Source organism: Branchiibius hedensis (genome assembly GCF_900108585.1).
GTDB lineage: Bacteria > Actinomycetota > Actinomycetes > Actinomycetales > Dermatophilaceae > Branchiibius > Branchiibius hedensis.
In genome coordinates this window covers 1,370,824-1,384,768 of sequence record NZ_UESZ01000001.1, presented here as the reverse complement: position 1 = coordinate 1,384,768, position 13,945 = coordinate 1,370,824, and the positions used below count along the sequence as shown (strand labels likewise).

The 13,945-nt window shown below is 66.9% G+C and carries 13 protein-coding genes; 8 read left to right on the top strand and 5 right to left on the bottom strand.

Going from position 1 to position 13,945, the window contains the following annotated elements:
* Window positions 1–5: 5 nt before the first annotated feature.
* A complete protein-coding gene (locus DR843_RS06810) occupies window positions 6–1,325 on the top strand; it encodes an ABC transporter substrate-binding protein (RefSeq protein ID WP_109684685.1) in 1,320 nt (439 codons plus the stop codon).
* A 5-nt stretch (window positions 1,326–1,330) separates the two neighbouring features.
* The gene (locus tag DR843_RS06805) at window positions 1,331–2,401 is read left to right on the top strand and encodes an ABC transporter ATP-binding protein (protein ID WP_109684684.1); all 1,071 of its coding nucleotides are present in this window, start codon (window positions 1,331–1,333) and stop codon (window positions 2,399–2,401) included.
* A 6-nt stretch (window positions 2,402–2,407) separates the two neighbouring features.
* On the opposite strand, the gene DR843_RS06800 is transcribed toward DR843_RS06805, so the two are convergent.
* Window positions 2,408–2,935, bottom strand: coding sequence for a GNAT family N-acetyltransferase (locus DR843_RS06800; RefSeq protein WP_170119764.1), 528 nt, complete (start codon window positions 2,933–2,935; stop codon window positions 2,408–2,410).
* A gap of 68 nt (window positions 2,936–3,003) precedes the next feature.
* Between DR843_RS06800 and DR843_RS06795 the strand changes: the two genes are divergently transcribed.
* The 5 genes from DR843_RS06795 to DR843_RS06775 all read left to right on the top strand — a co-directional run bounded on the left by DR843_RS06795 (window position 3,004) and on the right by DR843_RS06775 (window position 8,516).
* Complete coding sequence (locus DR843_RS06795) at window positions 3,004–4,443, top strand: MFS transporter (protein WP_109684683.1); 1,440 nt, start codon at window positions 3,004–3,006, stop codon at window positions 4,441–4,443.
* Window positions 4,444–4,460: 17 nt separating this feature from the next.
* Window positions 4,461–5,510, top strand: a complete 1,050-nt coding sequence (gene lplAB, locus DR843_RS06790; protein ID WP_109684682.1) for a lipoate-protein ligase LplAB — start codon at window positions 4,461–4,463, stop codon at window positions 5,508–5,510.
* Between the two features lie 36 nt (window positions 5,511–5,546).
* The gene (locus tag DR843_RS06785) at window positions 5,547–6,482 is read left to right on the top strand and encodes a siderophore-interacting protein (RefSeq protein WP_109684681.1); all 936 of its coding nucleotides are present in this window, start codon (window positions 5,547–5,549) and stop codon (window positions 6,480–6,482) included.
* A 174-nt stretch (window positions 6,483–6,656) separates the two neighbouring features.
* Window positions 6,657–8,021: an HNH endonuclease signature motif containing protein gene (locus DR843_RS06780; protein WP_109684680.1), complete on the top strand. Its 1,365-nt coding sequence runs from the start codon at window positions 6,657–6,659 to the stop codon at window positions 8,019–8,021.
* Window positions 8,022–8,063: 42 nt separating this feature from the next.
* Entirely contained in the window at window positions 8,064–8,516 is a 453-nt protein-coding gene (locus tag DR843_RS06775) for a hypothetical protein (RefSeq protein ID WP_146202503.1), read from the top strand.
* Between the two features lie 161 nt (window positions 8,517–8,677).
* On the opposite strand, the gene DR843_RS06770 is transcribed toward DR843_RS06775, so the two are convergent.
* Together DR843_RS06770 and DR843_RS06765 are read right to left on the bottom strand one after the other, a co-directional pair.
* The gene (locus DR843_RS06770; protein WP_211310194.1) at window positions 8,678–9,499 is read right to left on the bottom strand and encodes a TrmH family RNA methyltransferase; all 822 of its coding nucleotides are present in this window, start codon (window positions 9,497–9,499) and stop codon (window positions 8,678–8,680) included.
* Between the two features lie 17 nt (window positions 9,500–9,516).
* On the bottom strand, window positions 9,517–10,098 hold the full coding sequence (locus DR843_RS06765) for a CHAP domain-containing protein (protein ID WP_109684678.1): 582 nt from the start codon (window positions 10,096–10,098) through the stop codon (window positions 9,517–9,519).
* A 73-nt stretch (window positions 10,099–10,171) separates the two neighbouring features.
* Here DR843_RS06765 and uvrB point away from each other — a divergent pair, with 73 nt between their 5' ends.
* On the top strand, window positions 10,172–12,289 hold the full coding sequence (gene uvrB / locus DR843_RS06760; RefSeq protein WP_109684677.1) for an excinuclease ABC subunit UvrB: 2,118 nt from the start codon (window positions 10,172–10,174) through the stop codon (window positions 12,287–12,289).
* Between the two features lie 78 nt (window positions 12,290–12,367).
* Here uvrB and DR843_RS06755 read toward each other — a convergent pair whose 3' ends face one another.
* Together DR843_RS06755 and DR843_RS06750 are read right to left on the bottom strand one after the other, a co-directional pair.
* Entirely contained in the window at window positions 12,368–13,264 is an 897-nt protein-coding gene (locus DR843_RS06755; protein ID WP_245934037.1) for an EamA family transporter, read from the bottom strand.
* Window positions 13,261–13,920, bottom strand: coding sequence for a C40 family peptidase (locus tag DR843_RS06750; RefSeq protein WP_211310193.1), 660 nt, complete (start codon window positions 13,918–13,920; stop codon window positions 13,261–13,263). The genes DR843_RS06755 and DR843_RS06750 overlap by 4 nt, the downstream gene beginning before the upstream one ends.
* Between the last annotated feature and the right edge of the window lie 25 nt (window positions 13,921–13,945).

Sequence of the window (13,945 nt, the reverse complement as noted above, 5' to 3'; positions counted from 1 at the left end):
CCGTTATGGATTCAACGCTCTCCCGTCGCAACCTCCTCGGCCTGGGTGGAGGTGCACTAGTCGCTGCCGGTCTGTCGGCGTGTGCCGGCACCGGCTCGTCGACCACGGACAACGGCGGCGGTGGCACGGCCGGGTCGGGGACCATCGACTTCTGGAGCAACCACCCCGGCAAGTCGAAGGCAACCGAGCAGAAGATCATCGCCGCCTTCGAGAAGGCCAACCCGGGCCTGAAGGTGAAGCTGACCGACGCGGGTAAGAACTACGAAGAGGTCGCGCAGAAGTTCAACGCCGCGCTGTCCGGTGGGTCGCTGCCGGACGTGGTCGTCGTCTCCGACGTCACCTGGTTCAACTTCGCGATCAACGACCGGTTGACCGACATTGCCGCGCTGGCCGCCGCGAACAAGGTGGACACGGCCGACTACGTCGAGGGCCTCTACAACGACTACCAGTACGACGGGAAGCACTACGCCGCGCCGTACGCCCGTTCGACCGTCGTCTTCTACTGGAACAAGGAGATGTTCAAGAAGGCCGGCCTGCCCGACCGCGCACCGACCTCGTGGGACGAATTCACCGAATGGGCACCGAAGCTACAGTCGGCGATCGGCAGCGGTAAGTCGCCGATCATCCTGGACGACGGTTCGAACTACCTCGACTGGACCTTCCAGAACATCGTCTGGAACTACGGCGGCGCGTACTCCAAGGAATGGACGCCGACCTTCACCGACCCCGGGACCGTGAAGGCAGCGACGTTGCTGCAGTCGTGGGCCAAGAACAAGTACCTCAAGACGTCGGCGGACTCCGCGGCTGACTTCAGCGCGGGCCTGGGTGCGGTGCTGATGGAGTCCACCGGCGACCTCGGCGGTTTCAAGGAGTTGCCGTTCGAACTGGGTGTGGGCTTCGTTCCGGCGCCCGAAGGCGTCAAGACCTGCCCGACCGGTGGTGCGGGAGTTGCTGTGCCGCAGGGCATTTCCGATGCTCGAAAGGTGAACGCCATCAAGTTCATCGACTTCCTGACCAGCACGGCGAACACGGCGACCTTCACGCAAGCCACGGGCTACATGCCGGTGCGCACTTCGGCGACCTCCGACCCGTCGGAGGCTGCGTACCTCAAGGCGAACCCGAACTACGAGGTCGCCGTGAAGCAGCTGCCCAAGACCCGGCCGCAGGACTACGCACGCGTGTTCATCCCCGGCGGCGGCACGATGATCGGCGAGGCGTTGGACAAGATTGTCGCCGGCTCGGACGTCAACAGCACGTTCAGCGCGCTCAACCAGCAGATCCAGTCGGCGTACGACAGCCAGCTGAAGTCGAAGGTGCAGAAGTAGGGCCAATGGCATCAGTCTTCTTCGACAAGACCACACGGCGGTACCGCGGCAACGATCGTTCCGCGGTGGATGCGCTCACCCTCGACGTTCCGGACGGCGAATTCCTGGTGTTGGTAGGACCGTCCGGCTGCGGTAAGTCCACGACGTTGCGCATGCTGGCCGGCCTGGAGCCGGTCAACGGCGGCCGGGTGCTGATCGACGGTCACGACCAGGACGGCGTACGGGCCAGGGATCGGGACGTGGCGATGGTCTTCCAGAGCTACGCCCTCTACCCGAACATGACGGCCGAGGAGAACATGGCGTTCGCGCTGCGCAACGCCGGAGTCTCGAAGGCTGACGCACACGCCCGGGTGGCGGACGCCGCGAAGATCCTGGAGTTGGAACCGTTGCTGGATCGCAAACCCGGTCAACTCTCCGGTGGCCAGCGGCAGCGGGTCGCGATGGGCCGGGCGATCGTGCGGCAGCCGAAGGTCTTCTGCATGGATGAGCCGCTGTCGAACCTCGACGCCAAGCTGCGGGTCTCGACCCGGGCCCAGATCGCGCAACTGCAACGTCGGCTCGGTGTCACCACGGTCTACGTCACGCACGACCAGGTCGAGGCCATGACGATGGGCGATCGGGTCGCGGTGCTGAATGAAGGTGTGCTGCAACAGGTTGCGCCTCCTCAGGAGCTGTACGACAACCCGGCGAACACGTTTGTGGCGTCGTTCATCGGCTCACCCGCCATCACGTTGTTCGACTCCGCGGTCACCGATGGGACGGTCGACATCTTCGGGCTTGCGACGGCTCTGCCGCGTGAGCAGGCACAAGCCTCCACCGTGACCGTCGGGGTGCGCACCGAGGGCTGGCACCTGGTCGGTGAGGGTGATGAGGGCGTTTCGATCACCGTCGAGTTGGTCGAGGCGCTCGGCGCGGAGTCTTTCGTCTACGGGCGGCCGGGTGGTGACCCCGAAGCGCCGCGGATCGCCGTACGTGTCGACAAACGCGTTGCGCCCGCGGTCGGTTCGCAGGTTCGGGTGGCGATCGATCCGCAGGAGATCCACGTTTTCGACGCGGAGAGTGGCGTGCGGCTCTGATCCGGGTCACGGCACGTACGGCGGGTACTCGACGTTGCCGCCGGGTACCTCCGCCTGCGGGTCGAGGATGACGATCTGGGCCGCCTCGGGCGGTGCCCAGTCGGGGATCGGTAGGTGCAGCCCGTACGTCGCGGCCGGACAGAATCCGAATCGTCCGTAGTACTGCGGTGAGCCTTCGAGGATGACGAAGGTCACTCCATCGTCGGAGGCTTTCCGGAGGACGGCGCGCACGAGTGCCGATCCGACGCCGGTGCCCTGCGCTGTGGGGTGGACGGCGAGCGGTGACAGCATGGTGATCGTGCGGGTGGTGCCGTCGGGAGTGTGCACCGAGGTCCCGCTGAGACAGACCTGGCCGACGACGTGGCCATCGCGTTCGGCGACGAGTTCGTAGTCCGGGTAAGCGAACTCGGCCGTGCGGATACTGCGAACCATCGCAGCGACCGCGGGTCCCTCGTCGGTGCCGAACGCTTCGCGGAGGACGTCGTCGATGGCGTCGTAGTCGGTGGCTGCGGCGCGGCGGATGGTGACGGTCACCTGCTGAACCTCGTCTACTCGGGCGACACAGTCAACGGCATTTTGGCCCGACGTCGTACTGTCGGGGCGTGACACGGTCGGTGAGCGGTGAGCAGGTTGACGAGGCGATCGGTCATGATCGGCGTTACCTCATCCTCACGATCTGCGCACTCAGTCTCCTCATCGTGGGTATCGACTCGACCGGGGTCAACCTAGCGCTGCCGGACATCTCGCGTGAACTGGGCGCGACGGACGCCCAACTGCAGTGGGTCGTGGACGCCTACACGCTGGTGCTGGCCGCCGGACTGATGCTGGGCGGCTCGATGGGGGACCGGTTCGGCCGGCGGCGAGTGTTCCAGATCGGCCTGACCATGTTCGGACTCGGCTCCCTGCTGTGTTCCCTCGCGCCCAACCCGGAGCTGCTCATCGCCTCCCGCGCTGCGCAGGCCGTCGGTGGCTGCATGCTGAACCCGGTGGCGATGGCGATCATCACCAACACCTTCCGCGAGCCGGGTGAGCGGGCGAAGGCGATCGGCATCTGGGGCGCCGTGTTCGGGGTGAGCATGGCGCTGGGGCCGGTGGTCGGTGGAGCGCTCATCGCGGCCATCGACTGGCGGGCGATCTTCTGGCTGAACATCCCGATCGTCGTGATCGCGACGTCGTTGACGGCGAAGTTCGTGCCGGAGTCGCGGGCGGATCGGGTGCGCCGGTTCGACCCGGCCGGGCAGCTGCTGGTGATCGTCTTCCTCGCCACCTTGGTTTTCGCGATTATTGAAGGTCGGCGTCTGGGCTGGACCTCGCCCGCGATCGTCGGCTGTTTCGCGGTGGCAGCTGTGTCGTTGCTGGCTCTGGTGCTCGTCGAATCCCGGGTGCGCGAGCCGCTGATCGATCCGCGGTTCTTCCGGAGCGTGACCTTCAGCGGGGCGGTGGTCAGCGCAGTGCTGGCGTTCTGCGCGATGGGCGGCTTCCTCTTCCTGACCAGCGTCTACCTGCAGAACTCCCGGGGTCTGTCGGCCCTGCATGCCGGTCTGATGACGCTGCCCATGGCGTTGGTGATGGCCGTCTGTGCACCCATCTCGGGTCGGCTGGTCGCGGCCCGCGGTGCCCGGTTGCCCACCCTCATCGGCGGGTTGGCGACAGCGGTTGCCGGGTTGCTGTTGGTGGGTCTTGCCGCCGACACCGCCTGGGCGTACCTGATCGTGGCCTACATGTTCTTCGGCCTCGGGGCCGGCCTGCTGAATGCACCGATCACCAACTCGGCGGTCGCGGGAATGCCTCGGTCGCAGGCCGGTGTGGCCGCCGCGATCGCCTCGACGAGTCGGCAGGTGGGTACGTCGTTGGGCGTGGCGATCCTGCCGGCCGTGACCTATGCCGGGCTGGACGCCGCGCACGGAGACTTCGCGGTCGCCTCGCGGCCGGCGTGGGCGATCACTGCGGCCATCGGCCTGATCCTTGCGGTCGTGGCCCTGGTGATCGGGTCGGCATGGGCGGTGCGCAGCCAGGGTCGGGTCGCCGACTTGTTCGACTAGGCACTTACGGTGGTCGTATGCGCGGTGAGTACAAAGTCGTCGGTGGCAAGCTCGTAGCAGTGCAGCTGGAGGTCGAAAACGACCGTCTGGCAGACGTTTCCGTTTCGGGAGACTTCTTCCTCGAACCCGACGACGCCTTGGAGGACATCGACGCGGCGTTGGACGGTATGCCGGTCGACGCGTCCGTCGAACAACTGGCCCATGCCATCGAAGGGGCTCTGGACCCGAGCGTGCGGCTGATCGGGTTCAGCCCCGAGGCGGTGGGGATCGCCGTACGTCGAGCATTGGGCAAGGCGACCGGGTGGGACGACCACACGTTCGACGTGATCCCGCCGGTGGTCTTGCCGCCGGTCATGCACGTCGCGCTGGACGAGGTCATCGCACGTGAGGTCGCGGCGGGCACCCGCAACCCGACGTTCCGCTTCTGGGACTGGGATTCGCCGCTGGTGGTGATCGGCTCGTTCCAGTCCTACAAGAACGAGATCGACGCCGACGGCGCGGCGAAATACGACATTGGTGTGGTCCGGCGGATCTCCGGCGGCGGCGCGATGTTCATGGAGCCGGGCAACTGCATCACCTACTCGCTGGTGGTCCCGACCTCGTTGGTGGAGGGATTGTCCTTCGAGCGGTCGTATTCGTTCCTGGACGAATGGGTGATCGCTGCACTGGCGGAGGTAGGGGTCAACGCGCATTTCGTGCCGCTCAACGACATCGCCTCCGACCAGGGCAAGATCGGTGGGGCGGCGCAGAAGCGGTTCGCCGCGGGGGCTGTGCTGCACCACGTGACGATGTCCTACGACATCGACGCCGACAAGATGCTGCAGGTGCTGCGGATCGGGCGGGAGAAGATGTCCGACAAGGGCACCAAGAGCGCCAACAAACGGGTCGATCCGATGCGGTCCCAGACGGGTCTGGCCCGCGAAGAGATCCTTTCCTCGTTCCAGCGCTCGTTCATGGCGCGGTACGCAAGCCACCTCTCGACGTACACACCGGCGGAACTGTCCGAAGCGGAACGGTTGGTGCAGGAGAAGTTCGGAACCACGGAATGGACCCACCGCGTTCCTTAGGTTAGGCAACCCTTATACGTCTGTTATGGTCGGGGCATGACCGCGACGGACCCATCAGTCCTTTCCGAAGTCCGACCATACGAGTTGTACGACGTGCGCGTCCTGCGCCGCGAACGGCTCTCGCCACACCTGGTGCGGGTGACGTTCGGTGACGTGACCCTGACCGACGGGGATCCGTGGATCGCGGACGCGGGTTACGACCAGCGGATCAAGCTGATCTTCCCGGCGCCCGGCTGCAGCCTGGACGAATTCCCCAGGGGCGAGGACTGGTTCACGGTCTGGCGGCAGCTGCCCGACGAGGAACGCGCGGCGATCCGGACCTACACGTTGCGGCAGGTCCGTCGCTCACTCGGTGAGTTCGACGTGGACATGGTGGATCACGGCGACAGCGGACCGGGGTCCCGGTTCGCGGGGTCGGCGGCGGTGGGCGACCGGCTGCTGGTGCTGGGGCCGAACGACGCATTCGAGGGCGACGCGGGTGGCTTGGAGTTCCACCGCGAAGCGGCGGCCGGGACCCACCTGCTGGTCGGTGACGAAACAGCGATCCCGGCGATCTGGGGGATCTGCGAACGGCTGCCGCAGGCGGCTCGGGGGCTGATCTGTGTTGAAACCGCTGACGCTGCCGACGTGGTCGACCTGCCGTGCCCACCCGGCCTGGAGGTCAGTTGGGTGCGTTCGGCGCCCGCCCGCGGCGAGTTGCAGACGCAGGTGGTAGGCCGATGGCTCGCCGCCCATCCGGAGCTGACCCATTTCGTCGGCCCGAAATCAGGGGACACGACGGTCTACTTCGACGGTGCCGAGGATGCGTACTGGGAGACGACGACGGACCAGGATCCGCGGTTCTCGGTGTGGATCGCGGGGGAGTCGTCGGTGGTGAAGTCGCTGCGGCGGGTGCTCGTCAACGAGTTCGAGGTGCCGAAGTCCGCGGTCGCGTTCATGGGGTACTGGCGCGAGGGTCGCGCCGAGAACTGAGATCTCCCCGGCCTGTGGATTGCGTGGCGGGGACTCGAGTTGTCCACACCGGCCGACTGTGGTCTGGTCGGTGCCGGATGGTGCACGTACGTTCGAGGTGTGACCAAGCCCGTTCCACCGCTGCAGGTGCCTTCGTCGTGTGACGAATCATCCTGCGCTGCTTCGTCTCTGGGCTTGGCATCCGCTGAGGCGGACGCAGTCATCGCGCCCTTCGTGGGTCTCGGCGCGGCAGGGTTGGACGCCGTGCGTGGCGGTGCCGCGGTGATGGCGGCATGGCTGCCAGAGCAGGAGCTGGACCCGGTACTGGGAGCTGCGAGCCGATGGAGCGAGACGGCGCTGGTCGGGGCGTTGGATGCCATCGGGGTGTCACGCGCGGCGCTGGACCGTCTGGAAGTGGAGCTGGTCCGGGAGGGCATGGCACGGGGTTTGCATACGGAGCAAGGCCATTCGGCTGCGGACTGGATGTGCGTGGTCGAGGGCGTGCACGCGCCGCCGCCGGACCGCACGCACGCAAGCCGGGTGGTCGCGATGGCCACCGCAGCGAACGCCGCAGCCGCTTCGAACGATTCGTCACTGGTCGACACCGTCGTGTCCGCGGTGGGCGAGGGCCGGCTGTCCGTGGTCAAGGGAGCGCAGATCGTCCGGTTCCTCGATGACGTGGTGCCGGTGGCTGACGGGCAGGAGCTCTCGGAGGTCGTCAGCACCATGGTTGCCGCAGCAGTCGACGCGCCGGAAGCGCCACTGCGAGCGGCCGCTCCGGGTGAGTCGTGGCTGGGATCGTGGGGGCTAACCTCCCGGGAGTTGGCCACAGTGATCAACAAGACGCGGCAGGTGCTCAAGCCGAACGACCTTCTCGCGGAAGAAGAGGCAGCGGCCCGGCGGGGCCGGGCGTTGCACACGTTGCCCGGGCCAGGCGGACTGACCGAGTACCGGCTGACGGTCGAAGCCGAAGCGGCTGCGGTCATCGATGCCGCGGTAGCGGCGTTGTCATCCCCGGTGCCGGGTCCGAACGGCGAGCCGGATCCGCGACGGGCCGCGCACCGCCGCGCGGATGCGTTGATGGACGTGATCACCAGGGGTGTCGAGGCCGGTGGCAAGGTGCCCCGTTGGTCACGCGCGCAACTGCTCGTGACGATCGATCTGGACTCACTGCGCGGCGTCACGGACACGGCAGGAGTCACGGGAACGGGCCAGGTGTCGTCGGCGGCAACGGTCCGCCGCACAGCGTGCGACGCGGGGATCATCCCCATGGTGCTCGGCACGGCAGGGCGGGCGCTGGATGTCGGCCGGGAGAAGCGGCTCTTCACCGAAGCGCAACGTCTGGCGGTCTGGCGACGCGATACTCACTGCACCTTCCCGGGCTGCACTGTTCGTGCCTCGTGGTGCGACCTGCACCATCTGATCGCATGGGCCACGGGCGGACGGACCGACCTGACGAACTGCGCGTTGTTGTGCCAGCGGCATCACACCCTCGTCCACGAGCAGGAATTGACAGCAGCGGTGACCGCGATGGGCGTTCGCTGGAACCTTCGGCCGTGACGAAGAGTCAGCCCTGAGGTCCGTAGCCTGTTCCCTGTGGGTATGGGTGCCCGGGACATCGCTGCAGCGCTTCAACATCAATTGCCAGACCTGGTCGTCGGGAGTCTGTGCATGTACGGCGAGTGGTTCGGTCGTCCGCTCGACAACCAGCACACGATCGTCGACGTCAGCGTCGAGAACGGCGACGTCCTGGTGTTGTCCTTCAATGAGGGAGAAGCGCTGCACGTCTGGTCGCCACAGCTGCTGACGACAGATCCGTATCAGCTGCGGATCGACCGGGCAGATCAGGTCCGGTGGGACTGGTACTCCTACGGATCGCCTCAGGTTGAGGCAAACCACCAGTGGATTGATCACCGTGTCGAGTCCCGTGACTCCGACGGGTTGTGGCTGGTGAGCGAAAAGGGCCATCGGAAGTCGCGGCGTCGCGTCAGCGACGATGTGCCCGCAGTGAGCATTGCCAGCTGGCTGGGCCGGGTCGGCCACGACCGCGACTGACCGCGACTGACCGCGACTGACCGCGGCGTCTGACGTGCATGCCGCCGCTGTCTTGGGTCGGGGAACCGCGTTCAGGCAGTCGTCTATGTGTAGCAAGAGGACGGCAGTGTTCAGGCGCTTGCGGGAGAGCCGTCGTTGCGCCGGACACCGGGGGTCTGGCGTCAGCCGCGTTGGCGGGCAGCCTCGTACAGCACGATGGACGTCGCGTTGGCCGCGTTCAACGACGAAGCGTGGCCACCGATCGGGATCTTGGCGATGACATCACACGCCTCGCGCCAGCCGGCTGACATCCCGGTCTTCTCGGTGCCCGTCACGATCAAGGTGGGCCGGGTCAGGTCGACCCGCTCGATGGGGTGCGTGCCGGTCTCGTCGGTGCCGACGACCTGCACCGGTACGCCGCTGCCCCGCAGAGCGGAAACCCAGGCCATCGCGTCGGCCGGGCCCGCGAGCCGCACCGAAGGGATCGTGAAGATCGAGCCGGTCGAGGCCCGCACTGCCCGCGGGTCGTACGGATCAGCGCCGTGCCCGGTGATGATCACGCCGTGAGCGCCGAAGGCATCCGCTGAGCGGATGATTGACCCCACGTTCCCGGGAGAGGCCGGGCGGTCCAGCGCGACCGCGAGAAGGTCTGGAGCCAGGCTGATCCGGGCCGGGTCATCGTGCGGGATCTCCACGGTGATCAGCAACTCCGGGGTGCGGTCCTCCTGCTCGCCGAGTTCGGCCAGCAACTCGGGCTCAAGAAGGTACTCCGCCGCGCCGGCGGCTCGTGCGTGGTCCGCCACCTCCTGCGCCCAGCGTGAGCGGGTGCCACTGTCGGCGACCAGCAGCGAGCGGATCGGTGTCTGTGCCGCGAGCGCGAGATCGGTCGGACGGACGCCCTGCACGACCAGTTCCCGGGCGCGACCGCGCTTGTTCCGGTTGGTCAGCAGGGTCTGCCAGTACTGGAACGTCGCGTTGCGCGAGCGAACTCTGGTGACGGACACGATCAAGTCCCTTGCCGTCAGGTCCGGGGGAGCGAGCCGTAGCCGAGAATGCCTGCGTCCGTGACGTTCTGGGTCGTCACGGTGATGCCACCGGGCTGGTTGCCGCCGACGGTGGTGAAGGAGTCGCCCGAGGTGGCCACCACGAGATTGGTGTGGTTCCCCCAACGGTTCGGCGTGTCGTACATGACGACGTCACCGATCACGGGACGGTACGCGGAACCGCCACGGTGGAACCGGCCCACCTTGGTGAAGTAGTCCTGCAGCGTGTAGACGCCAGGGATCCGCCACCCGCCGGAGTTGGGGTTGCGCAGCGGGGTGCCCGCGGTCTTCATCACCCAACTGACGAAGTCCGCGCACCACGCCTCGTCCACACCTTGGGAGTAGGTGGTCGCGCTCTGCGGGTGTTCGAACTGTTCGCGGGCGACGGTCACGACCCGAAGTTGGGTGGCGGTCAACCCGCGGGTCGCCGGAAAACCAGCAGTGCTCCCGGTCGCCGACGGCAACGCCGGGAAGGTCGCCGACGTCTCCGGCGTGCCGGAGCAGCCGGCCAGCAGCGCGGCACAGGTGAGACCGAGCGCGACGACGCTCCGACGGGACATGGATCAGAGCGTACGGCGCGTTCCCGCCCGCCGCCGGAATGTGGCTGTCGGTGGTGGCGTTTACCGTTGCAATATGCGACCGACAACTGATCTGCAGCGCCGGGTGGCGCCCTTCGAGGTCGTCTCGGAGTACTCGCCGAGCGGTGACCAGCCGACGGCTATCGCCGACCTGACCCGCCGAGTGAAGGCGGGCGAGCAGGACGTGGTGCTGCTGGGCGCGACCGGCACCGGTAAGTCGGCGACCACCGCCTGGTTGATCGAGCAGGTCCAGCGGCCCACCTTGGTGATGGCGCCCAACAAGACCCTGGCTGCCCAGTTGGCCAACGAGTTCCGCGAGTTACTGCCGAACAACGCCGTCGAGTACTTCGTGTCGTATTACGACTACTACCAACCCGAGGCGTACATCCCGCAGACCGACACCTACATCGAGAAGGACTCCTCGATCAACGAGGAGGTCGAGCGCCTGCGGCACTCGGCGACCAACTCGCTGCTCACCCGTCGCGATGTGATCGTGGTGGCGTCCGTGTCGTGCATCTACGGTCTGGGGACGCCGCAGGAGTACGTCGATCGGATGGCTCGGCTGCGCGTCGGCGACCGGATGGACCGGGATGACCTGCTGCGCCGGTTCGTGCAGATGCAGTACACCCGCAACGACCTCGCCTTCACCCGCGGCACATTCCGGGTGCGCGGCGACACCGTCGAGATCATCCCGGTGTACGAGGAGTTGGCGATCCGGATCGAATTCTTCGGCGACGAGATCGAGCGCATCTACACGCTGCATCCGTTGACCGGGGAGGTCGTGCGCGAAGAGGAGGAGATGTACGTCTTCCCAGCCTCGCACTACGTCGCCGGGCCGGAGCGGATGGAACGTGCGATCAGCGGCATCGAGGCCGAGTTGGAGCAGCGGCTCGGCGAGCTCGACCGCCAGGGCAAGTTGCTGGAGGCGCAGCGGCTGCGGATGCGCACGACGTACGACATCGAGATGATGCGCCAGGTGGGCTCTTGTTCGGGGATCGAGAACTACTCCCGGCACATCGACGGCCGGTCGGCTGGTTCGGCGCCGAACTGCTTGCTGGACTACTTCCCCGAGGACTTCCTGCTGGTCATCGACGAGTCGCACCAGACCGTCCCGCAGATCGGTGCAATGTACGAAGGCGACATGTCCCGCAAGCGGATGCTGGTCGACCACGGATTCCGGCTGCCGAGTGCGATGGACAACCGACCGCTGAAGTGGGAGGAGTTCCTGGAGCGGATCGGTCAAACGGTCTACCTGTCGGCGACTCCCGGCGATTACGAGGTGGCCAAGGCCGACGGCGTCGTCGAGCAGGTCATCCGCCCGACCGGTCTGGTGGATCCGGAGATCGTCCTGAAACCGACCAAGGGCCAGATCGACGATCTGCTCGGCGAGATCCGTGATCGGGTGGGCCGTAACGAACGTGTCTTGGTCACGACCCTGACCAAGAAGATGGCCGAAGACCTGACGGATTACTTGTTGGAGAAGGGTGTCCGGGTCCGCTACCTGCACTCAGAGGTCGACACCCTGCGTCGCGTCGAGTTGCTGCGCGAGTTGCGGTTGGGCGAGTTCGACGTGCTGGTCGGCATCAACCTGTTGCGCGAGGGTCTCGACCTGCCCGAGGTGTCCTTGGTGAGCATTCTCGACGCCGACAAGGAAGGCTTCCTGCGCTCGGCGCGATCGCTGATCCAGACGATCGGTCGTGCTGCCCGCAACGTTTCCGGTCAGGTGCACATGTACGCCGACACGGTGACGCCATCCATGCAGCAGGCGATCGACGAGACCCATCGGCGTCGGGAGAAGCAACTGGCCTACAACACCGAGCACGGCATCGACCCGGAGCCGCTGCGCAAGAAGATCGCCGACATCACCGATCTCCTGCAGCGCGAGGACGCCGACACCGATGCCCTGATCGGCAGCGGCCGAACCCAGTCGCGCGGTAAGGCGACCGGGCGGGGTCGGGGTGGTCGCGGCGCTGCGGCGGCGGACGCGGCCGAGGTCTCGGGGTCGCGGGTTGCGAGCCTGCCGGCGGGGGAGTTGTCCGACCTGATCCAGGAGCTGACCGCCCAAATGCACCAGGCGGCAACGGATCTGCACTTCGAGCTCGCGGCGCGGTTGCGTGACGAGATCGGTGACCTGAAGAAGGAGTTGCGGCAGATGGCCGAGGCGACTCGGTGACCGCAGACCGTGCAGTGCGTGAGCAGTGCGCGGGACAGCGACCGACGTGATCGTGCTGTGCGGTAGCGGGTTGGTTCGCTATTGCTCGGCGATCGGCTCGTTGTCGACCACCTGGCGACCGGTCAGCACGGCCACGCTCGCCGAGACCACCAACGCCATCCCGACCAGTTGCACCGGAGTCAGGCGCTGATGCAGCACGATCAGCCCGGCCAGAGCGGCCGCGGCCGGTTCAAGACTGAGCAGAATGCCGAACACCTGCGGCGACAACCGACGCAACGCGAGAAGCTCGAACGAGTACGGCAGCACAGAGGACAGGATCGCGATGCCGAATCCCTTCAGCAGCGCTTCCGGGTGGAAGAGAGCCGATCCGGCGGACAGAAGCCCAAGGGGCACGACCACCGCTGAGGCCAGGCACATCGCGATGGTCAACCCGTCGAGCCGTTCGAACCGAGCACCCGTCCAGCCGCTGGTGAGGATGTAAAGCGCCCAGAAACCACCGGCCGCCAGCGCCAGGCCGATCCCTACGAGATCCAGTTCCGACCACGGTGTTGTCAACGCCCCCGAGATCAGGACGACGCCGACCGCCGCCGCAAGAACCGCGATCGCGTCGCGCGGCCGGCGCGACAGGACCGCGGAAAGCACCAGCGGGCCAACGAATTCGATGGTGACCGCGACACCGATCGGTAGCCGCTCCAGCGAGCCGTAGAACGACAGGTTCATGCAGCCGAGCGCCGCGGCGTACGCCGAGACCGCCAGCCAGTCCCGCCGGCTGCGTCCCGTCCACCGCGGCCGAGCAACGACCAACATGATCAGCGCACCGATGGCCAGGCGCAACGCCACCGATCCGGGTGCGCCGACCAACGGCAGCAGGGTCGCCGCGAGCGCTCCGCCGAACTGCACCGAGACGATCCCGGCCAGCACCAACAGCGGTGCCGGCACCCGGTCGCCGCGGGACGTGAACGGCTGTGCGGTCACCGCATAAGACCGGGGATCCGGGCCGCCGCCACCAGGGTCGTCATCCGCTCGGGGGAGAGTGCTTCCTCGACGACCGTCGCGCCGGTCTCGGGTGCGTGCAACATACGGCGTGGCCCGGTCACGATGCCGACGTGGTGGATCCGTTTGCCGGGCTGTGCGAAGAAGTACAGGTCTCCGGGTTGTGCGTCATCGACGGGTACTGCGGACAGAGCGTCCGCCTGGTCGTCGGCGTCCCGCGGTACGACGATGCCCAACCAGCGGGCACTGTTGTGCACCAACGAGGAGCAGTCGACCGCATCGGGCGCCGAGCCGCCCCAGAGGTACTTCGTACCGGCGTACTCCTGGGCACGCTGGAGGAACAACTCCGGCCGCGGCACGATCCGAGGAGATCGAAGCGGCGGAACTTCCTGGCGCTCAGCACGCTCCAGGTGAGCGGTCCGCACCCAGCCCGGATAGCCCCGCTCGTCCTTGGCGCTCGGCTGCCACGCGGCGTACCCGTGGCTCCATCCGTCATCGGTCTGGTCGTCCACCACGAACGGTTCGCCCTCGACCAACTCGGTGTCCAGACGCCCGTGCAAGGAGAGCCGGTCCGCTTCTGGACCCGACGCATCGAGCGCGGCCAACCAGCCCGGATGATCGGGTACGTCGGCCGTCACGGGGGCGTCTACCGCACCCGGCGAG

Coding starts and splice junctions, on each gene's coding strand:
- DR843_RS06805 (WP_109684684.1), top strand. CDS start 1,331: ATGGCATCAGTCTTCTTCGACAAGACCACACGGCGGTACCGCGGCAAC.
- DR843_RS06785 (WP_109684681.1), top strand. CDS start 5,547: ATGACCGCGACGGACCCATCAGTCCTTTCCGAAGTCCGACCATACGAG.
- DR843_RS06810 (WP_109684685.1), top strand. CDS start 6: ATGGATTCAACGCTCTCCCGTCGCAACCTCCTCGGCCTGGGTGGAGGT.
- DR843_RS06765 (WP_109684678.1), bottom strand. CDS start 10,098: ATGTCCCGTCGGAGCGTCGTCGCGCTCGGTCTCACCTGTGCCGCGCTG.
- uvrB (WP_109684677.1), top strand. CDS start 10,172: ATGCGACCGACAACTGATCTGCAGCGCCGGGTGGCGCCCTTCGAGGTC.
- DR843_RS06775 (WP_146202503.1), top strand. CDS start 8,064: ATGGGTGCCCGGGACATCGCTGCAGCGCTTCAACATCAATTGCCAGAC.
- lplAB (WP_109684682.1), top strand. CDS start 4,461: ATGCGCGGTGAGTACAAAGTCGTCGGTGGCAAGCTCGTAGCAGTGCAG.